The sequence below is a fragment of the Cycloclasticus sp. PY97N genome (genome assembly GCF_002443175.1).
GTDB classification, from domain to species: Bacteria; Pseudomonadota; Gammaproteobacteria; order Methylococcales; family Cycloclasticaceae; genus Cycloclasticus; species Cycloclasticus pugetii.
Genome location: NZ_CP023664.1, coordinates 589,396 through 611,202, shown reverse-complemented (window position 1 = coordinate 611,202; position 21,807 = coordinate 589,396). Strand labels below are relative to the sequence as shown.

21 protein-coding genes and 1 other RNA gene are annotated in these 21,807 nt (G+C 42.0%); 6 read left to right on the top strand and 16 right to left on the bottom strand.

Annotated elements, in window-relative coordinates; all coding sequences use genetic code 11:
• Window positions 1-2 precede the first annotated feature (2 nt).
• The 4 genes from CPC19_RS03030 to CPC19_RS03015 are packed head-to-tail and all read right to left on the bottom strand — an operon-like array spanning window position 3 to window position 4,282.
• Window positions 3-1,184, bottom strand: coding sequence for a UbiH/UbiF/VisC/COQ6 family ubiquinone biosynthesis hydroxylase (locus CPC19_RS03030; protein WP_016390491.1), 1,182 nt, complete (start codon window positions 1,182-1,184; stop codon window positions 3-5).
• Window positions 1,184-2,383, bottom strand: coding sequence for a 2-octaprenyl-6-methoxyphenyl hydroxylase (gene ubiH / locus CPC19_RS03025; protein WP_016390490.1), 1,200 nt, complete (start codon window positions 2,381-2,383; stop codon window positions 1,184-1,186). Before ubiH ends, CPC19_RS03030 begins: the two co-directional genes overlap by 1 nt.
• Window positions 2,373-3,698, bottom strand: coding sequence for a Xaa-Pro aminopeptidase (gene pepP, locus CPC19_RS03020; protein ID WP_015006763.1), 1,326 nt, complete (start codon window positions 3,696-3,698; stop codon window positions 2,373-2,375). Before pepP ends, ubiH begins: the two co-directional genes overlap by 11 nt.
• A gap of 20 nt (window positions 3,699-3,718) precedes the next feature.
• The gene (locus CPC19_RS03015) at window positions 3,719-4,282 is read right to left on the bottom strand and encodes a UPF0149 family protein (protein ID WP_015006764.1); all 564 of its coding nucleotides are present in this window, start codon (window positions 4,280-4,282) and stop codon (window positions 3,719-3,721) included.
• 123 nt (window positions 4,283-4,405) lie between these two features.
• On the opposite strand from CPC19_RS03015, the gene CPC19_RS03010 reads away from it, so the two are divergent.
• The 6 genes from CPC19_RS03010 (at window position 4,406) to CPC19_RS02985 (ending at window position 8,790) form a co-directional block, all read left to right on the top strand.
• Window positions 4,406-4,624, top strand: coding sequence for a TIGR02449 family protein (locus tag CPC19_RS03010; protein WP_015006765.1), 219 nt, complete (start codon window positions 4,406-4,408; stop codon window positions 4,622-4,624).
• A gap of 2 nt (window positions 4,625-4,626) precedes the next feature.
• On the top strand, window positions 4,627-4,929 hold the full coding sequence (locus CPC19_RS03005; protein ID WP_015006766.1) for a cell division protein ZapA: 303 nt from the start codon (window positions 4,627-4,629) through the stop codon (window positions 4,927-4,929).
• A gap of 218 nt (window positions 4,930-5,147) precedes the next feature.
• Window positions 5,148-5,327, top strand: a non-coding RNA gene (ssrS, locus tag CPC19_RS03000) — 6S RNA.
• Between the two features lie 8 nt (window positions 5,328-5,335).
• The gene (locus tag CPC19_RS02995; protein ID WP_083856997.1) at window positions 5,336-5,959 is read left to right on the top strand and encodes a 5-formyltetrahydrofolate cyclo-ligase; all 624 of its coding nucleotides are present in this window, start codon (window positions 5,336-5,338) and stop codon (window positions 5,957-5,959) included.
• Between the two features lie 87 nt (window positions 5,960-6,046).
• Complete coding sequence (gene rpiA / locus CPC19_RS02990; RefSeq protein WP_016390489.1) at window positions 6,047-6,703, top strand: ribose-5-phosphate isomerase RpiA; 657 nt, start codon at window positions 6,047-6,049, stop codon at window positions 6,701-6,703.
• A gap of 383 nt (window positions 6,704-7,086) precedes the next feature.
• On the top strand, window positions 7,087-8,790 hold the full coding sequence (locus CPC19_RS02985) for a SulP family inorganic anion transporter (RefSeq protein WP_016390488.1): 1,704 nt from the start codon (window positions 7,087-7,089) through the stop codon (window positions 8,788-8,790).
• A 20-nt stretch (window positions 8,791-8,810) separates the two neighbouring features.
• Here the strand turns inward: CPC19_RS02985 and CPC19_RS02980 are convergent, their stop codons facing one another.
• From CPC19_RS02980 to gmd, 12 genes are all read right to left on the bottom strand, one after another.
• A complete protein-coding gene (locus tag CPC19_RS02980; RefSeq protein WP_016390487.1) occupies window positions 8,811-10,322 on the bottom strand; it encodes a GGDEF domain-containing protein in 1,512 nt (503 codons plus the stop codon).
• 157 nt (window positions 10,323-10,479) lie between these two features.
• Complete coding sequence (rpsI, locus tag CPC19_RS02975) at window positions 10,480-10,872, bottom strand: 30S ribosomal protein S9 (protein ID WP_015006771.1); 393 nt, start codon at window positions 10,870-10,872, stop codon at window positions 10,480-10,482.
• A 15-nt stretch (window positions 10,873-10,887) separates the two neighbouring features.
• Window positions 10,888-11,316: a 50S ribosomal protein L13 gene (gene rplM, locus CPC19_RS02970; protein ID WP_015006772.1), complete on the bottom strand. Its 429-nt coding sequence runs from the start codon at window positions 11,314-11,316 to the stop codon at window positions 10,888-10,890.
• Window positions 11,317-11,432: 116 nt separating this feature from the next.
• Window positions 11,433-13,334, bottom strand: coding sequence for a nucleoside-diphosphate sugar epimerase/dehydratase (locus CPC19_RS02965; RefSeq protein WP_015006773.1), 1,902 nt, complete (start codon window positions 13,332-13,334; stop codon window positions 11,433-11,435).
• 15 nt (window positions 13,335-13,349) lie between these two features.
• The gene (locus CPC19_RS02960; RefSeq protein WP_016390486.1) at window positions 13,350-14,603 is read right to left on the bottom strand and encodes a nucleotide sugar dehydrogenase; all 1,254 of its coding nucleotides are present in this window, start codon (window positions 14,601-14,603) and stop codon (window positions 13,350-13,352) included.
• Window positions 14,593-16,218, bottom strand: coding sequence for a glucose-6-phosphate isomerase (gene pgi, locus CPC19_RS02955; protein WP_016390485.1), 1,626 nt, complete (start codon window positions 16,216-16,218; stop codon window positions 14,593-14,595). Before pgi ends, CPC19_RS02960 begins: the two co-directional genes overlap by 11 nt.
• Complete coding sequence (gene galU / locus CPC19_RS02950) at window positions 16,211-17,104, bottom strand: UTP--glucose-1-phosphate uridylyltransferase GalU (RefSeq protein ID WP_016390484.1); 894 nt, start codon at window positions 17,102-17,104, stop codon at window positions 16,211-16,213. The genes pgi and galU overlap by 8 nt, the downstream gene beginning before the upstream one ends.
• Window positions 17,105-17,221: 117 nt before the next feature.
• On the bottom strand, window positions 17,222-17,782 hold the full coding sequence (locus CPC19_RS02945) for a sugar transferase (RefSeq protein ID WP_016390483.1): 561 nt from the start codon (window positions 17,780-17,782) through the stop codon (window positions 17,222-17,224).
• Window positions 17,766-18,725, bottom strand: coding sequence for an SDR family oxidoreductase (locus tag CPC19_RS02940; protein WP_016390482.1), 960 nt, complete (start codon window positions 18,723-18,725; stop codon window positions 17,766-17,768). The genes CPC19_RS02945 and CPC19_RS02940 overlap by 17 nt, the downstream gene beginning before the upstream one ends.
• Before the next feature lie 3 nt (window positions 18,726-18,728).
• A complete protein-coding gene (locus tag CPC19_RS02935; RefSeq protein WP_033422368.1) occupies window positions 18,729-19,487 on the bottom strand; it encodes a glycosyltransferase family 2 protein in 759 nt (252 codons plus the stop codon).
• Between the two features lie 68 nt (window positions 19,488-19,555).
• Entirely contained in the window at window positions 19,556-20,575 is a 1,020-nt protein-coding gene (locus CPC19_RS02930) for a GDP-L-fucose synthase (RefSeq protein WP_096910739.1), read from the bottom strand.
• Between the two features lies 1 nt (window position 20,576).
• Window positions 20,577-21,698, bottom strand: coding sequence for a GDP-mannose 4,6-dehydratase (gene gmd / locus CPC19_RS02925; protein ID WP_016390479.1), 1,122 nt, complete (start codon window positions 21,696-21,698; stop codon window positions 20,577-20,579).
• Window positions 21,699-21,807: the final 109 nt, after the last annotated feature.

Genomic DNA, 21,807 nt, shown 5'->3' with positions numbered 1-21,807 from the left:
ACTTAAACCCCCATTGCATATTTGCAAATTTGGTTTTTCAATAACGCCGACTGGTTAATCAAACCCATACCCGAACTTCTAGTCAGCTTAATAAGTGATTGATCTGCAGCGAAAAGCCGTTTAAAGCCATCCATAATGCCCATCATTAACAAATTGTCACCCTTACGCTGACGCTCATAACGTCGCAATACCTGCTGACTGGCTATATCGCGTTTTGCTATATGTGCTTTTAACACCACATCGGCTAATACCGTCGCATCTTTGAGCCCCAAATTTGCGCCTTGCCCTGCAAGCGGATGAATGGTGTGAATCGCATCACCAATCAAAACCATTCTCTGCTGACAATATTGCGATGAAAACTGTAACGCTAATGGAAATGCTCCGCGCTGGCCTACCAACTCAAGCTTACCAAGCTGCTGCTCAGACGCCTCTACTAACGCTCTACAAAAATCCGAGTCCGACAAGGCTAAGTAACCTTCTGTTGTTTCCACCGACGATGTCCAAACAATAGAGATCAAACCATCTCGTAAAGGCAATAAAGCTAAAGGACCTTCTGGCAAGAACCGCTGCCAAGCAGTATTTTGGTGTGGTTTTTCCGGTTTAATTGTCGCCACCAGCGCTTTTTGCTGATAACTCCAACCATAGTGCTCTATTCCACTTAGTTGCCGTATTTTAGAATTTGATCCATCAGCGCCCACCAATAGCTGGGCGTTGATCTGGGTATTCTTTGACAACTGAATCGACACACCATCTTCATTAGTCTCAAAACTCATCAATTGCGTTAATTTAAAAACATCGCAGCTTTTTAACTGCTGTAGTTTTTTCCATAACGCTAAGACAGTAATGCGATTTTCCACCACCGCACCCATCTGCATTTCACCAGCCTCGGCCGAATCGATGGCTAACTCACCACTACCGAAATGGTCCCACACATACATTTTTTCAATTGGCTGCTCACCCAATTGAACAATCTCGTCCCAAACCCCTAATGATTTAAACACGTTAATCGAGGCAAGGGTGAGTGCAGAAACACGTAAATCATAACTCTCCTGAGGCCATTCAGCAGATGGATCACCAGCATCCACCAGGGCAACCGAGATGCCTTTTTCAGCCAACAAACAAGCCATTGTTGCTCCCGTTATGCCGCCACCAATAATCGCTACTTGGTATTTTTTTTCGCTCATTAACTGACCTTTAACCTTGCGATTGGAGCACCTAAGCCCATAGCCTGTCGCGCAAACTCGTTCTTCAACAAGGGGATGTTGTCCAACATTAACAAACCACTATTTCGCATCACACTCAGCGCCGCGTTATCTGTTGAAAATAATTTAATCACACTGTCGGTAAACCCTGTTATTAATGCTTGGTCTGTTTTGCGATGTCGCGCATAAACTTCAAGCACATCATCAAGCTCCTCATCTTTCTGCGCTGAGATGATCACCCCTGCTAGCATGGCTGCATCACGCAGGCCAAGATTAAACCCTTGCCCCGCCACTGGATGAAGTTGGTGTGCAGCATTACCAATCAACACTACTCGATTTGAAATATTCTGCGGGACATGCGACAGACTCAATGGAAACATTTGGCAGCTTCCCGCTAGCGACAACTCCCCTAACCACTGCCCAAAGCGTGATTGCAACCTCTGCAGAAAAGCGCCCTCTGGTAGGTTTTTCACCTGTTCGGCTACACTAGACGGCATTGTCCAAACTAACGAATAAAGCCCATCAAAATGCGGCAACATCGCAATTGGACCTTCGCTAGTAAACCGCTCATAAGCAACGTCATTTTCATCTGACTCAACATGTATTAAGCCCGTGATCGCTTGCTGATCGTAAGGATATTCTTTTAATTCAAAAGGGCCTAGTTGACGAACTTTTGACAGCCCGCCATCCGCACCAACTAATAGTTTGCAAGACAGTGTTTGCTCTTTCCCATTAACACTAACAATCACCTCTACACCGTTGTCATTAACCGTATAATCACTTAGCGTTGCCGGCGATAAAACATCAACCGTAGTAGCTGCCAACCTGGTCGAAACAACCGACTCAATGCACCTAGCCTCCACCACATACCCCAGCGCCTCAACCTGCTGGTTTTGTGCTGACAGTCTCGTTTTACCAAAACGTCCTTTATCGGAAACATGTATATGCCGTATTGGCATCGCTTCATCACTCAGCTCTTGCCAACTATTTAACTGTTCAAGAATTCCCCTACTACCCCAAGACAAGGCTATTGCTCTTTTCCCTACACTATCGGCTTGTTTTTCATCGATGGTCTTTGCCTCTACAATAGCAACACGGCGCGATGTCTGGCTCAGCGCCAAACCTAGACACGCACCGACCATCCCACTGCCAATAATAATAAGATCGTAATCAGTCGTCATTAACCTTGCTCATCAGCGACTCGATGTCTTTAATTTCTTTAGGCACACTATCAGTCAACACTTCATGCCCTTTTTTAGTGACAAGCACATCATCTTCAATGCGTATCCCAATCCCACGCCACTTTTTATCGACTTCGTTAGCATTTGGGTGAATATACAAACCAGGCTCAACGGTCAACACCATGCCGGGCTCCAGCAAGCGCCATTGATCATCTAATTTATAATCCCCAACATCGTGTACATCCATCCCTAACCAATGCCCTGTACGATGCATATAATACGGCTTATAGGCTTCATTTTTAATCAATGTTGACAAGCTACCTTGCAACAAACCAAGCCTAACCAAACCTTTTGTTAACACCTCAACCGCAGCATCATGCGGGTCGTTCCAATGGTTACCGGGTTTAACTTGCTCTATAGCTGCGTACTGGGCATCTAATACTAATTGATAGAGCGCTTTTTGCTCTTCATTAAACACACCATTTACGGGGAAAGTTCGGGTAATGTCAGATGCATATTTTTTCCATTCACAACCCGCATCAATCAACAATAAATCACCATCATTTAATACGGCATTATTATCTATGTAATGCAGAACACATCCATTATGCCCACCACCGACAATCGCTGGGTAGGCTTCTTGCTGTGCGCCATGGCTCATAAAACAGTGCTTAAGGTTTGCCTCAACTTGATATTCATACATCCCCGGACGACAAGATTGCATAGCCTTAATATGTGCTTTAACTGATATTTTTGCCGCCTTTTTCATCCATTTAATTTCTTGTGCTGACTTTATAAGCCTCATTTCATGCAAAATATGATCTGACGAAATAAACTCTGCGGGTGCTGATACCCCTGCCCTAGAGCGGCCTCTTACTTGCTGAGACCAATCCATCAATTGTTGGTCAAAATCAGGCTGTGCCCCCATTGGGAAATACAACCGATTTTTATTTTCCAATAAGCCAGGCAAAATATCATCGATATCATCAATCGGAAATGCATCATCTACAGCATAATCACGAACCGCGCCTTCTAAGCCCGCACTCGCCCCTACCCATAAAGCGGTTTTCTCATCATATTCTCGGCAAAATAAAACATACTCGCCTTGCTCCCTACCTGGTACAAACACAATCACCGATTCAGGCTCATCAAAACCGCTTAAATAAAAGAAGTCACTGTTTTGACGAAAATGAAATTCCACATCGCTATTACGTTGCATAATAGATGCGCTGGCGATCACCGCAATATTCCCTTCACCCACCATGCGTAAAAATTGCTGCCTTCTACGGGCAAATTCTTTTTGCTCTTCTATCACAAAGCCTCCTTTATATCTCGCTAGTGAAGCGTTGGTTGTTCCGTTGATGAATCGCTATCTGGTTGCAGTTCTTGCATTAAAATTTGCACGCCCATCCGCACGTATTCTTGTAACTCCATAAACGCTTGCTCATCTGACTCATCTGAGTTGTCGGCATCTAAACGTGAAATCTCCATTAAATCTCTTAATATGCCTCTACAGTCCTCACTCCAATCTTTATCATCACCGACCCCCATATAAGCCACGCCATATAAAAAACCCTGGCACCATTCACTCATGGCAACTGCCCGCACACCAATCCGTTCTTCCTCATCGGGTAGCAACAAGTCAAAAATAAACTCATCGGTTTTGAGCAATTCCAATGTACCTTGAAACAAACCAATTAAGCCTTGTTTATCCTCATTCGTTAAGGCTTTTAGCTGATCTTCCGTATCAAATATTGCACTTATCCAACGATTAAAGTCTGCATCAAATTGCACACATAGCATGCCTGACGCCAAGCCATGTGCTTCAGACACATTCATACCAGCATCATGCTCATCAAAAATTAACTGCAAATCCTCATAATTACCTAAACGTTTCACTGCCCACTCCAAACAATTTATCAATGTGGCTATGCTATCATTACGTGACCGAGGCACCAAAACTTACCGACTATATTACTAACGGTATTGACCTTCTCAGCAATCACACCTACTATTTATCTTGTGAATAAAGAACAAAACCCAGAAATTGACTTGCAACACCTTGAGCAGAAAATTGACGCACTTGTTCAAGTGTGCCAAAACCTGCATGAAGAAAACCAACAACTCAAGAGCCAGCAAGCCGATCTCATTCAACAACGCAGTGCTTTAATGGATAAAACTGAAAAAGCTAAAACGCGTATTGAGTCAATGATTTCTAGGCTTAAATTAATGGAAATATAAGCATGTCAACTTCCACGACTGTCACCTTACACCTACTAGATAAAGAATACCGAGTCAGCTGCTCTGAAAATGAGCGAGCAGGGCTTGAGTCTTCTGCTCGGTTTTTAGATGAAAAAATGCAAAGCATTAAAAAATCCGGACGAGTAGTAGGCTTAGACCGCATAGCCGTAATGGCTGGCCTCAATATCACACATGATTTTTTAGTTGAAAACCAAAAAAAAAGCGGCGCCTCTTTAAATATTAGTGACAAAATAATCGCCCTTCAAAATAAACTAGACTTTGCCATAGACGCCTTCGGTAAATAGTTTTCCTACTTTAACTTTAATTTGCCCTACTCATTAAATTAGATAGGCTTCATACGATATCAACCGCAATCTGTTTAACCTTAGCTGCAAAACGAAGCGGCTTTACACTCTTTAGAAAACATCTTGATCAGCTGTAAAATAATAAAAATATTTTTTATCTCTCTTTAAATGTAAAAAATATACTGTTAATTTTTTTTCATAGGGTTACACTGTCAGTGCGTTTCCTGCGGTGTTCGAGTTAAGGTGAAATGCCCTTGGACCTAATTACCTACCCGGGAAGACAGATCATTTTGTTGGTGTGCACGCTCTACATAGAGAAGCCTAATGCAAATGTCCGACTCCCACTTGAACCTATCGGTTCAAGGTAGAAACCTGAATACGGCACTGGCGGGAAGCGCCCTATTTTATGACCCAATTAATACCTTCCTTAAGACAATCATTACGACGCAGACGTAACACTATTTCGACCTCTGATAGAGCCCGATTTGATTACAGTATCAACCAACATTTGTTAAAAACAGGGCTTCTTCTTCGCTCCTCAAGTGTTGCGAGTTACCTCGCTAATGATGGTGAACCAACACTCGATTTATTCATACAAGCTTGCTCAAAGACCCGCTGCAAACACTATCTCCCGGCTTTAAATAAGCAAAGACTTAGATTCTCTTCTTATCTATGGGGCGATCCATTGGAAAACAATCGATTCAATATCCCCGAGCCTGCCAAACAGCTCTATTTACCTGCTAAATTATTAACCAGCATACTCATTCCTTTAGTGGGTTTTGACCAGCTAGGCCATCGCATAGGTATGGGTGGCGGCTACTATGACCGTACACTCAATTTTATGTTGAGTCCGGCATGCAAAAAAAAACCGCTCTTAGTGGGTATCGCTTATAGCCTGCAAATGGTTGATACTATTAAGCCTGAAGCCTGGGATGTTCCATTAGATGCCATCGTCACAGAGCTTGGAGTGGTCTGCTTTTCAGCCAAGGCAAAACAACGCCTACTAGGCGACTCATCCGATGCATTATAAAAAATGATGATTAAATAGCTTCTAACTACGCTTAGATGCGATATATCATACGAATACTTCTTAACAACTAACGCCAATCTTTTACTCATGCAAGACGACTTAAAAAAACTAGCCGCACAAGCCGCTATCCCGTACGTAAAGAACTGCCGTATTTTAGGCGTTGGTACCGGCTCAACGGTCAACCACTTTATTGATTTATTGGCTCCTCTTAAGCATCAATTTGAAGGTGCCGTTTCAAGTTCAGAGGCCAGCACAGAAAGATTATTGGCTTTAGGCATCCCGGTTCTTGATTTAAATGCCGTGGGCACTTTGGATATTTATGTTGATGGAGCCGATGAAATTAATACGAATTTAGAACTCATAAAAGGAGGCGGTGGTGCCTTGACCCGTGAAAAGATTATTGCCGCCGCCAGCAAACACTTTATTTGTATTGCCGACCACAGCAAGTTAGTCTCTCGATTGGGCAAATTTCCGCTACCTGTAGAAGTCATTCCGATGGCTAGAAGTTATGTGGCTCGAACCATATCAGCACTTGGTGGTCAGCCCGTCTGGCGAGAAAATTTTATTACTGATAACGGCAACGTCATTTTAGATATTCACCGTTTAGATATTTTAGAGCCAATGAAACTGGAAAACACACTCAATAACATTACCGGTGTTGTAACAACAGGCCTATTCGCTAACCGGTCGGCTGATACTGTTTTGCTTGCCAGTGAACAGGGGACCCAAACCTTAACGCTTTAAACCAAAGCCTCAAGGACATTTATTTCAGGCAAAAAAAAGGGGCTAAAAGCCCCCTAGTTTTTATTTTTATTATTATTTTTTATGCAGCTCTTCTAACTACAAAAGAAACTGTCTTTCCCCTCTCCTTGCTCTTAAAATGAATAATACAGTGTTTTTGCAAAAAAGCAACAATATATATTTTTTAACTGATTGATTTTATTATAATTTTATTGCATTGCAACAAAAAAAATGATTGAAGTCAATTTTAAACAACAGCTTAATAAAGTTATTATATATTTATGCTAATTTAATATACCTATAAATTCTGTCAAAGAACGTTACCCCTGCATTTAGCTCAGGTGCGTTACGAATGATAAAAATACGGCGCAATAAGGTTTTACATCATGCTTCTACCAAGCTGGATCAAGACGTACCAAACCGCTCAATTAAAGGGGGATTTAATTGCTGGCGTCATTGTTGCTATTGTCCTTATTCCTCAATCTATGGCATATGGTCTGTTGGCAGGCCTCCCCGCCGAAGTAGCCCTGTATTCATCCGTTCTTCCAATCATTTTATACACCGCTTTCGGCAGTAGTCGAACATTGGCCATTGGGCCGGTCGGTATTATGTCGTTAATGACAGGCGCCACTATCGCCGAATTAGGCATCAGCAATATTGACGAAGTAATAAACGCAGCAAACACTCTGGCTTTATTAACTGGCATCATCTTGCTATTAATGCGAGCAGCTAGGTTAGGTAGTATTATAAATTTTCTAAGTCATCCCGTTGTTTCCGGGTTTATTAGCGCCTCAGCTATCATTATCGCCTTAAGCCAAGTAAAACATATTGTTGGTTTAAACATCACCGAAGGGCTCGCCCCTTACCAGGCTATAACCCATATCGTTACCCAACTTCCCCAAGGACACCTAGTAACAAGCATCCTCGGAGTTTGCAGCTTAATGCTTCTATGGTGGTTTAAAGGCCCTTTAGCAAACCTCTTAAAGAAAAGAGCATTTAACCCTAACAGCATAAAGTTTATATCGAATTCGGGCCCTCTTATTGTTGCCGTTACTGGCACTCTTGTTGTTTATTATTTCCATTTAAATACACGATTTGAGGTATCCGTGGTTGGTTATATTCCACCAGGGCTTCCTCATATTATTCTGCCTAATTACGATGAGCAACTATTTAAACAACTCCTTCCCTCTGCTCTGCTTATCGCTTTAATTGGTTATCTAGAAAGTGTTTCTATTGCAAAATCCATGGCTGGGCAGAAACGACAAAAAATCGATGCGAATAAGGAACTCTTAGGACTCAGTGCTGCCAATGTCTCATCAGCTCTTAGTGGTGGCTATCCAGTAGCTGGAGGTTTTGGTCGTTCGATGGTTAATTTCACCGCCGGCGCTAACTCCCCCTTGGCGTCTATTATTACGGCTTGCTTAGTTGGTTTGACGCTGTCTGTTTTAACACCCTTATTCTTTTTTTTACCAAAGGCTGCACTCAGTGCAGTTATTATATTTGCCGTACTACCTCTCATTGACACACACACCCTTAAACACACATGGCGCTACGACCGTACAGAGGCCACTTTGATGTTAATAACTTTTCTTACTGTGTTATTTATTAATGTAGAAAGCGGCATTCTGGCTGGCATTATTATCTCTATTGGCTTATACCTACATAGAAGCAGCCAACCTCATATTGCTGTAGTTGGGCAAGTGGGAAACTCTGAGCATTATAGAAACATCAAGCGCTATAAAGTAAAAACGGATAAAGAAATTCTTGCCATACGCGTTGACGAAAACCTTTATTTTGCTAACACAAACTACCTTGAAGACAATATTATGGGGTTAGTTGCGGACAACCAGTCGATTAACCATATTGTACTTATTTGTCAGTCGATAAGCTTTATTGACACCAGCGCGCTACAATCCTTAAGTGACATTCTTTACCGACTTGAAAAAGCCAACATTCAGCTACACTTAGCTGAAATAAAAGGTCCGGTTATGGATAAGCTGAAAGATACTGAGTTTCTAAAAAAGATAGGCACGGAAAATATTTTTTTAAGCACTCACCAAGCCATAACGACATTACAAGCGCGCCGCTAACTACGCCAAACATTTAAGGATTATATTGCCCGCTCACTCAAGCATTGGTTCCTTCCTAAACTTTTAGCTTTATACAAGGCCTGATCAGCCCTTCCATAGACATCACTTACCGTATCTCCAGGAGCAAACTCGGCACAACCAACAGACATTGTTATTGTAAGTCGTTTACCTTGATAACCAAACTTACAATCTTCTACACTTTTTCGAAATTGCTCTAACCTTTTTAACCCACTATCAAGGTCACTACCTGTAAAAATAACAGCAAATTCTTCGCCGCCAATTCGACCAAAGAAATCACTTTCTCGTACCTGCTTATTAATTAACTGGCTAATCGTGCATAACACCTTGTCACCTACAGAGTGCCCATACGTATCATTAATTTTTTTAAAACGGTCAATATCTAACACCGCCAACACCAAAGGCTCTGCATTTCGTTTCCAGCGCTCGTACTCGAGCCTAATACGCTCATCAAACGCTCGCCTATTTGCAACCCCCGTCAACACATCAACCAGTGCTTCTTCATGTGCCTGTATTAGCGATAATTTCAGCTCTTGTACTTGTAACTCCATTTTTTTTAATTTATTCGCTACGGAAAATGCATACCCTTCGACTTCATCTACTCGACGCCTTTCTACCTCGGTAAATTCAGAGACTGTTTGACTAAACTCAGCAAGCCGTTTGGTCAGCAAGGTCTTTAATAACGCTAAATTATCTGCTTGCAACACCGACTCTTGCAATGTTTTAACCTGACCACCCATCAACTCAGTCAAACGCCATCGATCTTTTAATTCATCTGCTTCTTCAGCTCCTGCTTGCCTAAGATCTGAAGAAAGTTCAGCCAACTTATGAATAACTGTTTCAACAAGCCCAGAGAACTCAACAATGAGCTCATTCTTGTTTACAATGCCGTTTCCTAGCACATCAAAAGTTTCTTTATGAAAAGTACTAAGGTCAGATAAGTTAGCAATCCTCTCAATATCTTTATGCAACCCAGCCACCTTAATCGACTCTGCAAGCCCGGCGTCTAATGCTTCAAGACTTCCTAATTGACGTGCTAGATCACCCTTTAATCCGTTTAAAGAAGCTTTAATTGAAGGACCACTATTATCAAAAAGCGCCCCAACTATTAAATTAACGACTTTTCGGGTAAAAGCTTTTAACTCATTTGGAGTACGAATCTTAGCGGCATCTTTTTGCAAGATTTCAACATCATCACCCAATACATCTGACATTTTTAAATTTTCTAACAGAATATCTAACGTGGTAATTGCTGAACGTAAATCGTCTTTATCAAAATAGCTTATCACTAAGTCTCTTACACGACTTAATGCTTCAACAGGTGCTCCTTCACCATTGGGCGTATTCCTAGGTAACGAGTTAATCGCTTTATCTATTGCCTTATGGTGCCCTTTAACTCCTTTTAATATCGACATTAGTACTTGATACAACGCCTGAATACTATCTGCCGCCTTTTGCTCGGACTCATCCAGCTCTTTTAATGCACGCCTATACTTCTCTTTATAGTCTGCCATCAATCAGTATCTAAATAATCATGTTTGAAGTATAGACCAACCTTTAAAAAGATACCAACACACCGATTTCTTTTCCTTTTGCACAAAAAAAGCCCATTTTAATAATGGGCTTTTTTTAAAACGGTAAGAACTTTCGCTCTTATTTGAAGCAATACGATTAACGTTTTGAGTACTGAGGACGTTTTCTCGCTTTGTGAAGACCAACTTTTTTACGCTCAACTTCACGTGAATCACGTGTTACAAAACCTGCTTTGCGAAGGGCAGGACGTAACTCGCCATCAAACTCCATTAATGCCCGGGTAATCCCCAATCTAATAGCACCGGCTTGACCTGATGTTCCACCACCTTTTACAGTGATAAGAAGGTCAAATTTCTCCATTGCTTCTGCTGTTTCTAGTGGCTGACGAACAATCATACGATCAGTTTCGCGGCCAAAATAAGTATCTAGCGTTGCATTGTTAATTTTAATCTCGCCTTTGCCAGGACGTGCAAAAACACGTGCAACTGAACTTTTACGACGACCAGTTCCATAATATTGGGTTTGTGCCATGATAATAAACTCTTGTTATAGTTCTAATGTTTTAGGTTGTTGAGCTTGATGCGTATGCTCAGCGCCAACAAATACTTTCATTTTCTTGAACATATTTCTACCCAATGTGTTTTTCGGCAACATGCCTCTAACAGCTGATTGGATGATACGCTCTGGGTGTGTTTCACGAAGCTTACCTAAAGAAACAGACTTTAAGTTACCAATGTAACCTGTGTGATGATAATACATCTTGTCTTTTTCTTTATTGCCTGTCACACCAATTTTTTCAGCGTTAATGACAACAATGTAATCGCCCGTATCAACGTGAGGTGTATATTCAGGCTTATGCTTACCGCGTAAACGGCGTGCTATTTCTGTGGCCAAGCGCCCCAGCGCTTTACCTTCGGCATCAACAACATACCAATCGTGTTCTACTTCTTCTGTTTTTGCGCTAAATGTTTTCATTTCTTAATTCCACTCACTCGAGATGCGGGTCTATCAAAGAGCCGCGTATTCTATCTATTTTTTATCTAAATCACAATGTTAAGTTACAAAACTTTATAAAATCGAACTAAAAACGTCTAATGCAGCACATTCGCAATAGCACATTGTGGTTTATAACCAACCACTGCTTCTGATAATACCGCTCTAATTTCAACATCATCATTGTCATTAATCGCTTGCTGCAAACGCCTAATGAGAACATTCAGCTCTTCCCAAGGAATCATACTTTCATTAGCCCGCATGATTTTTTCATGGTCTGTATTTTTCACATCATTACCGATCAATAACTCTTCATACAGCTTTTCACCCGGGCGTAACCCGGTGAACTTTATTTCGATGTCTCCGTGCGGCGTATCATCTCCTTTAACTTCTAGTCCACTTAAATGAATCATTCGCTTTGCCAATTCTAATATTTTAACAGGATCGCCCATGTCTAAAACGAACACATCGCCACCTTTTGCCATGGCACCCGCTTGTATAACCAATTGGGCTGCCTCAGGGATTGTCATAAAGTAACGAATAATTTTAGGGTCCGTCACAGTCACTGGACCACCTTCTTTTATTTGCTTCTTAAACAGAGGAATGACGGAGCCTGACGAGCCGAGCACATTGCCAAAACGCACCATCGCAAATTGTGTTGCAGATACGCCTCTATGCTTATTACTTAATGCCTGCAAAACCAATTCAGCCATTCTTTTTGAAGCCCCCATCGTATTAGTAGGCCGCACAGCCTTATCTGTTGAGATCAGTATAAAGTCCTTAACCTTCGACTTTAATGCTGCCTCAGCTGTATATAAGGTCCCCAGAATATTGTTTTTAATTGCTTCTCTTGGGTTTTGCTCAACTAATGGCACATGCTTATAGGCTGCAGCATGATATACCGTTTCAACGTGCGCCGCCTGACAAGCTAATAAAACTCGATCTGAATCCGTTACCGACCCCAAGACAGGCTTAATGACCACTTCTTCGCTGATCGGCTGATTTTTTAAATCATGCTCTATCATATAAAGTGCAAACTCACTATGTTCAAATAAAACAATCTCTTTTGGCTTTTGCTGCAAGATTTGACGACACAGCTCAGCTCCGATTGAGCCACCTGCCCCCGTTACCATCACAACTTTATTATGTATGTTTTTCGCCATCAAAGATTTATTAGGCAATACCTGATCACGGCCTAATAAATCTTCAATTTCAACGTCTCTTATATCATCAACCGTTACTTCACCCTCGGCAATTTCAGCTAATGTTGGTAACGTTTTCACAGTTACTGGGTAAGGCTCCAACAAAGCAATAACTTGGTTACGGCGAGACCGTGACACTGAGGGCATCGCCAATAACACATCCTTCACTCCATGTCGCTCAATAAGTCGGCTCAAATGTGAGAACGGGTGCACACGAACATCACCCATTTGCCGCCGATGAAGTGATGGCTCGTCATCAATAAAGGCCACTACTTTCATACCACTTTTTACATTTAGTTGCCCAAGCACTTGCATACCTGACGAGCCCGCACCATAAATGACCACATTACGAGCTGCATTTACATTCGCAGGAGCCAACCCTGCCAGCCACCAACGCACCACCATTCGACTTCCACCCACCATAAGGAGAGCCACCAACCAATTAATAATGTGAACTGAACGCGGCACAACTTCAATGTTCGCCAACACAACAAAAAAAGCAATAAGCAAGCTATAAAGAGAGACCGCCTTAACCACAACCCATAAAGAGTGAAAGCCAATATATCTAATAATCGCTCGATACAAGCCCAATCTAATAAAAATAGGTGTTGCTATAAAAGGCGCAACAGCAAACAACCAAATTACGCTGCCTTCGGGCCAATAAAACTCACCTAGCCGTAGTGAGAAGGATACCCATAAAGCCAACGTAATAACAATAAAATCAAATAGCAGCGTAACCGCACGCTTTATCCGCCTGCTTCGACTAATGAACCAACCTGGAAGTGAAAAAATATCCATATTTAACTCACACCTCTACCGACCTACTCCTAAATAATAAAACCCGTGCTGTTTAACGACCTCTTTATCAAAAACATTCCTCCCATCAATGATCAAACGATCATTCATGCATTTAGCAAGTTGCTCATAATCAGGTGACCAATAAAGCGGCCACTCAGTAACGAGTAATAACGCATCAGCACCAGCTGCTGCATCCATCGGTGTTTTACAATAACGGATCAATTTTTCACCTGTATAATAACTTTTTATATTTGGTATTGCTTCTGGGTCATGGATATTAACTTGAACCCCTTGTGCAACCAGCGCATTAATTATTTTTATACTAGGTGCATTATCAATACTGGCTGTCCCTGGCTTAAATGAACACCCCCAAATTGCAACCATCTTACCGTCCAAAGCACCATTATAGTGCTGCCATAATTTCCTGAACAGCAACTCTTTTTGCACCTCATTTTCGTCAACAACTGCTTTTAAGAGTGATTGCTGCTTCTGCTGTTGAAAAATGCCAGAAAACTTAGAAACATAAGCATGGAAGTTCTGCCCTCCAAAACCACAGCCCGGCGACAAGTAATGCTCACCGATCCTTGTATCAGCCCTCATTCCTTCTTGAACAACGCTAATATCCACACCTAACTGATCTGCCAGATTAGCCAATTCATTAACATAACCTAAACGAATAGCGAGCATGCCTGTAATAGCAAATTTGGTAAATTCAGCTTCACGAGTTGTCATTAACTGCAGTGTATTCAAGCCCTCACTAAACGGCCTTAATAAAGCTCGAGCCTTAACTAATGCCTTATCATGATCTAGCCCCAAAACGATCCCGTTAGGTTGACTAAAACCCTGGATCGCCGAACCTTCTTGTAAATTATCGGGGATATACACCACATAGCCTTTCCCTTTTAATCGAGTTTGCAGGTCACGTGTCGCTCCCACCGCAAAGTTACATTGATTAACGACCAGCATATCATTTTGAGCTGATTGAGAAAGCCGCTCCATCACTTGCTCAGCCTTGTATTGCTGGTCTGGCTGAAAGGCAAGCCAATGAATATTAGCCTCTGGCTGCACTCCTTCGTTACGCCGACTAAGTCGGCCACTACTAATCTGCGCTTCTAACTGTTGCAATAAACTCGGCTCATCACGAACCGTCGGAATCTTTCCTAATTCACCTTGCGACACACCGCAAATAGCTACATCGTTTCCTACTTTAGCTAGGCATGTCGCCGCAACCCAGGCAGAAAGCCCCGCACCATACACATTAACTTTCATACTGAGCCTGTTGACGTTGAACACGCTGAATCAATCCCCTAGTAGATGAATCCAGGTCCCCACTCACCTGTGACTGAAACTCTGGTAATAATGATGAAGCTAGCTTTTTGCCTTTTTCCACGCCCCACTGATCAAACGGGTTTATTTCCCAAATCACCGACTGCACAAACACTTTATGCTCATATAAAGCAATCAGTCCGCCAAACGTTTCTGGGGTTAACTCATCCAACATAATCGTGCTACTAGGTTGATTGCCATCGTAATGCTGATAACCTAAATCATTTTCCGATTCGGCGCCCAAGGCCAGAAGCCTAGATTGCGCCAAGCAATTAGCAAGCGATAACTGATGCTGCAGCTGAAGCTCTTCACCTTCGCCTTCATAGCGTACCGCTGTGGTAATAAAGTCGCACATCACCAATTCAGTACCTTGATGTAAAAGCTGATAAAACGCGTGTTGTGCATTCGAGCCGACTTCACCCCATAACACTGGGCAGGTTCGGTAATTAAGCCGCTCTCCCTTGGTATTGACACTTTTCCCGTTACTTTCCATTTCCAACTGTTGTAAATAGGATGGTAAATGTGAAAGACGCCCATCATAAGGCAAAATTGTGTGTGCATGAATATTCAAAAAGTTAATATTCCAAACGCCAACCAAGCCTAATAAAACGGGCAAATTTTTATCAAAGCTCGTCTCTCTAAAATGCCTGTCCATTGCATGAGCACCTTTAAGAATCGCACGAAAATTTTCCATACCAACTTTAAGCGCAATAGGCAACCCTATTACTGACCACAAAGAATATCGCCCACCAACCCAATCCCAAAATAATAATTGGTTTTTCTCGGGAACCCCCCATGATTGTGCCGCACGGATATTCCCAGTTGCTGCAATAAAGTGATGTTGATTAATTAAGTCAACAGACTTCCCACTTGCTTTTAACAACCATTCCCTAGCCGTATTAGCATTTGCCAAGGTGTCAATTGTGCTAAATGTTTTAGAGGCCACAATAAATAATGTTGTCGCGGGCTCTAATAAAGGAAGTAGCTTTTCTAGTTCACTCCCATCCATTGATGATACAAAATGGATATCAAGTTGCTTGCTTTCAGCAGGCGTATATTGCTCTAATGCATCACAAGCCATTAACGGCCCAAGGTTTGAACCTCCAACCCCAATATTTACAATTGACCGAATAGGTCGACCATCAAAACCTCGCCACTGAGCCTGCTGGATCTGCCTAACCAATAACGCCATTTTTTCTAAGGAAGCATGGATATCTTCCGTAATAACCCGGTCGTTAACCCTAAGGGTTTCCTCTTTGGGGAGCCGTAACGCAGTATGCAACGCAGAACGCCCCTCCGATACATTGACCTGTTCTCCAGTAAATAATTTCTCAATCCATTCGCCCAGCGCTTGCTGCTCAGCTAAGGCCATTAATTTACCCAATGTGTCTTTGGTAATCCGCTGCTTTGAAAGATCTAATAAAAAACTCTCGGTAGAAAAACTAAAATCATCAAACCTATCAGCCTCTAGACGAAATAACTCAGATAGGTGCAACCCCTTCATTTCTTCAGCGTGCGACTGAAGATCAACCCATGCTTTTACCTCACCACTATTCATGCTCATTAGCTAAGGCGTTGATAAACTGTCTCAAACCGTTGGCCGTGTCACTATGCTGTAAACCATACGCAAGATTAGCCTTTAAATAACCCAGTTTTTCTCCACAATCATATGTATCACCCATCATTTTATAGGCCTCCACTGGCTCCAATTCTAATAGAGCATCAATAGCATCCGTGAGTTGTATTTCGCCACCCGCACCGGGCTTACCGTCAGCCAGCAAACTCATAATCTTCCCTGGCAGCACATAACGACCAATAACGGCTAAATTTGAAGGCGATTCGTCTTGCTTTGGCTTCTCGACCAGTCCTTTAATAGCTGTAGATTCGCCAAACTCCGGAGCAACGCCTCCACAGTCAGCAATACCATATAGTTGAACTTTATCGTCAGGCACTTCGCCGACCATAATTTGAGCCGCACCTGTGTTTTCAAACTCAACAACCATTCTCATTAAGTCATTCGTTTTATCACCCCCGTTATTCACCAACACATCAGGTAAAATAACTACAAATGGTTCGCCGCCAACCGTGCTCGCAGCACAATGTACGGCATGCCCCAAGCCTTTCGCTTCGGGTTGCCGAATTGAAATAATCGATACTTCTGGGGGGACAATATTTTGAATAGCCGCCAACAACGCCGTTTTATTTTTACGTGCTAACTCAGCCTCAAGCTCATAATGCGAATCAAAGTGATCCTCTATTGCTGATTTACCCGCACGCGTCACCAAAATAATTTCCTTTATCCCCGCGGCAACAGCTTCTTCAACCACATATTGAATAACCGGCTTATCCACTACTGGCATCATTTCTTTTGGGATCGCTTTACTAGCGGGTAAAACGCGCGTCCCTAAGCCCGCAACGGGGATTACTGCTTTCCTTACTTTCAACGTCCTTGCTCCTTAAAACTATCGATAATCGCTAAGTCTAGCAAAGAAAAAAGACTACCAGCTTTTTTCCTGACTAAATTCGTAAAAATAGCAACCCAGAATCACGTACCCATTAAATTAATGGGAAACACCATCTCTTTTAAGCACCTTGAGAAACGTTAACCAAAGGATATAAATATCGAAGAAAAATGAGCGCCGATGCTTGTATTCAACATCTAGCTCTACTTTTTTGGATATAGGCAGCTCATCTCGACCATTAACCTGAGCCCAACCTGTTAAACCAGGCAACATTTCATGAACACCATTTTTAGTCCGTAGGGCAATCAAGTCACCCTGATTAAACAACGCTGGACGAGGCCCCACGAAGCTCATGTCTCCTTTTAAAATACACCATAGTTGCGGCAGCTCATCTAGGCTTGATTTGCGCAAAAAACCACCAATTGGCGTTAACAAACTTTTAGGATCCTTTAGCAAATGAGTGGCAACTGCGGGCGTATCTGTTTTCATGCTACGGAATTTAGGCATTTTAAAAACATCATTATTAATGCCTACTCTATCGGACCAATATAAAGCCCCCCCTTTTGACGTTAGTCTAACCAAAATAGTCACAACACAAATGGGAATAAAAAAAATAATAACAGCATTGATAGCCAAAATTAAATCAGCGAGCCTTTTCATTCAAGTACGCCTTCACTGTTTTCTTCAACTGTTCATCCATCGTAATAACTGGCTCCCAGCCAAGTAGTTCCCGAGATTTAGAACTATTCACCTGCAAAGAACCAAATAACCGATTTACCACATCTGTCTTACCCATCACCCTTGCCACAAACCTCATCCAAGTCACAGGAATAGGCAGTAAGAACGCCTTTTTGCCAAAGGCATTTGAGACCTTCTGTATTAGCTCAGTTGTTGACACATCTTCGCCATCTGAAATCAAAAAGATTTCATTTGCAGCTCTTGGGTGATCAATACAATGAATAATAAAATCAACCAAGTTTTCTAAAGCCACTAACGAGCGCTTATTATCAATAGCACCAAAAGGCAAAGGAACTGTGCTTTCAATCCATTTTAGCAGACTAGCAAAATTACCTTTGACGCCAGAACCATACACTAGTGTTGGCCTAATAATAACAACCTCCATATCTGTACTCTTTACTAAAGCCAACAAACCTTGTTCAGCTTCATATTTAGATAATCCGTATGGGTCAGTTGGAACAAATATATCATCAGGGCAGAAAGCCTCTTTTACCGTCAGCTCACCATTAACTTTTATAGAACTTATAAAAACAAATCGTCGAACTCCCACCTCAGCCGCTTGTTTCGCTAAATTTAATGTTGACGCCGTGTTTATCTGTCGAAATTCAGCTAAAGGGTCGGTAACCATCTCATTAATAATATGAGCACGCCCAGCACAATGAATAAGCACATCAACCTTATTTAATTCCTGACGCCAATCAGTTTGTGCCGAAGTATTACCAACCTCTACCACCTTGACACCTAACCCCAGAATACCGGAACTTTGACGAACCGCCGCCACGACAGAGTGTCCGCTTGAGAGCAACCTCTCCGTCACAGCCCGCCCAATAAACCCTGTAGCGCCAGTAACTAAAACCCTACTCATCAGCTAACCCCAAGGGTTAAATAACTGAAAAAACTTTATCGGCAAGCGAAGGAATACAAACCAGAAGTTTGAATACACACCATTTTCATTTAATGAACGGGCTATCTCTTTGGTTGAGACCCAATAGCTTTTAAAGCCTGACGTACTGGCACCTCCTAACCTCATTCTAACTAACGTCTTATCTAATTTTGTGTACTTAAACTTATGCTTCACTAGTACTCGAATAAACATATCAAAGTCAGCAGCAATTTTATACCCTACTTTATACAAACCAACTTCATTGTATACTGCCTTCTTAATAAATGTCGCGGGGTGGGCAGGCATAAACCCAAACCGCATCTTCCAAGGCGAAAAGTTAAAAGAAGAGTACTTTCGAACAGGCTTAATTAAATTACGTTCCGAAACAAAATCGACATTACCAGACAATAAAGCAATACCCTCATTTTGCTTAAATACATTCACTACTTTAGAAATAACATCTGGACTAGAGTAAAAGTCATCGGAATTCAGGACACCAATTATATCACCTGTTGCTAGCTCTATCCCTTTATTCATCGCATCGTAAATCCCCTTATCTGGCTCACTAATTACGTGATGAATTTGATCAGCAAATTGATTTACAATTTTGAGTGTCCCATCGTTGGACCCTCCATCAACAATAATATATTCAATGTCAGTGTAGGACTGAGATAGTACTGAATCAATAGATGATCGTATGACTAAGGAGGAATTATAGCAAACTGTAACAATCGAAACTTTCATCACTATAAAGCCGAACATGTTCTCTTGCCCAAGGGCTTATCGCTTACATTAAAGCAAATCAAGGTCGATTAACTTCGTAAAGATTCCGCTGCATTCACAAACCATTCATATGTCCTTTCTAGGCCGGCCTCTAAACTTGTGCCCGCGCTCCAGCCTAGCCGTTTTAATCGCGTCACCTCCATCAATTTACGAGGCGTACCGTCTGGCTTGCTACCATCAAATATCAACTTCCCTTCAAACCCTACAACCTTAGCCATTGTTTCTGCCAATTCACGAATGGTGCAATCAATCCCTGTACCAACATTAATGTGCGACAACATCGGCTCTGTATGAGCTTGATACATTGCATTATCTAGGTTCATCACAAAAACACTAGCTGCCGCCATATCATCAACATGTAAAAACTCACGCATTGGCTTGCCTGTACCCCAAACGGTTACTTCTTGGTCACCTGCTAATTTTGCTTCATGAAAACGGCGCATCATCGCAGGTATCACATGTGAATTTTCAGGGTGGAAGTTATCATTTTTACCATACAAATTAGTTGGCATCACCGAACGATAATCAACACCATATTGGCGATTATAAGATTCACACAACTTAATGCCTGCAATCTTAGCAATAGCATATTGGCGATTATAAGATTCACACAACTTAATGCCTGCAATCTTAGCAATAGCATATGGCACATTAGTAGACTCTAAGATCCCCGTCAATAACTCGGACTCTTGCATGGGCTGTTTTGCCAACTTAGGGTAAATACAAGATGAACCAAGAAATAGTAGCTTTTTTACACCCCCTACATAGGCCTGGTGAATAATGTTTGTCTCAATCATCAGGTTTTGATAAATAAATTCAGCCGGGTATTCATTATTCGCATATATCCCTCCCACTTTAGCAGCCGCCAAATACACTTGGTCAATCTTTTCTTGTTGAAAAAATGTAGTCACGTCTGCCTGCGACACCAAGTCCAACTCACGACGTGTCCGCGTAACCAGCTCAACGCCTTTTTCCTGCTGTAGTTGACGGACAATTGCTGAACCGACCATACCCTCATGACCTGCTATAAAAATTCGTTTTGCAGCCATCTTAATTCTCTACGGCTATCGCTACATCATGCCCGTGCGATCTCAATAAAGCATGACGTTTTGCAATATCAAGATCATGAGCCACCATTTCAGCGCACATTTGTTCAACCGTAATGTCTGGTACCCAGCCGAGTTTTTCTTTGGCTTTTGCTGGATTGCCCAACAAAGTTTCCACCTCAGTTGGACGGAAATAACGCGGGTCAACTTTGACAATCACATCTCCCACCTTAACACCAGGCAATGACTCATCTGATAGAAATCTAACTATCCCTACTTCATTTAAACCTTCCCCACTAAATTCTAATTCAATGCCCAGCTCAGCAGCTGAGAGTCGCACAAACTCACGCACAGAAATTTGCTTTCCCGTAGCAATTACAAAGTCTTCTGCAGTTTCCTGCTGCAACATCATCCATTGCATACGCACATAATCTTTTGCATGCCCCCAATCACGTAGCGCATCCATATTACCTAGGAACAAGCACTCCTCTAAGCCTTGAGAAATATTACTCAAGGCCCGAGTAATCTTACGAGTAACAAAAGTTTCACCACGACGAGGCGACTCATGATTAAACAAAATACCATTGCACGCATACAGACCATAAGCTTCACGGTAGTTAACTACAATCCAATAGGCGTACATCTTGGCCACAGCATAAGGTGATCGCGGGTAGAAAGGAGTCTTCTCCGTTTGAGGAACCTCTTGAACTTCCCCAAACAATTCTGATGTAGAGGCTTGATAAAAACGCGTTTTCTTTTCTAAACCTAATATACGAATCGCTTCCAATATCCGTAACGTGCCCATCGCATCAACATCTGCCGTATATTCTGGTGACTCAAAAGACACAGCCACATGACTCTGAGCCCCGAGATTATACACCTCATCAGGCTGAACTTGTTGCAAAATACGCGTAAGGTTGGACGTATCAGTTAAATCACCATAGTGCAAAAAAAACTTTGGATTATCAATGTGTTGATCTTGATAAATATGGTCAACTCGTTCAGTATTAAATGAAGATGAGCGGCGCTTAATACCATGAACTTCATACCCTTTATCTAATAACAACTCAGCCAGATAAGACCCATCTTGGCCCGTTACGCCTGTAATTAAAGCTCTCTTATTCATCTTTTTCCCATATTTTTATTTACACGCAATTATTAATAAATTTCTTTTCATACGCTATTTCTGCTCCTATATAATTTATAAAGAGACATCGAAACATTAAGTCTTAACC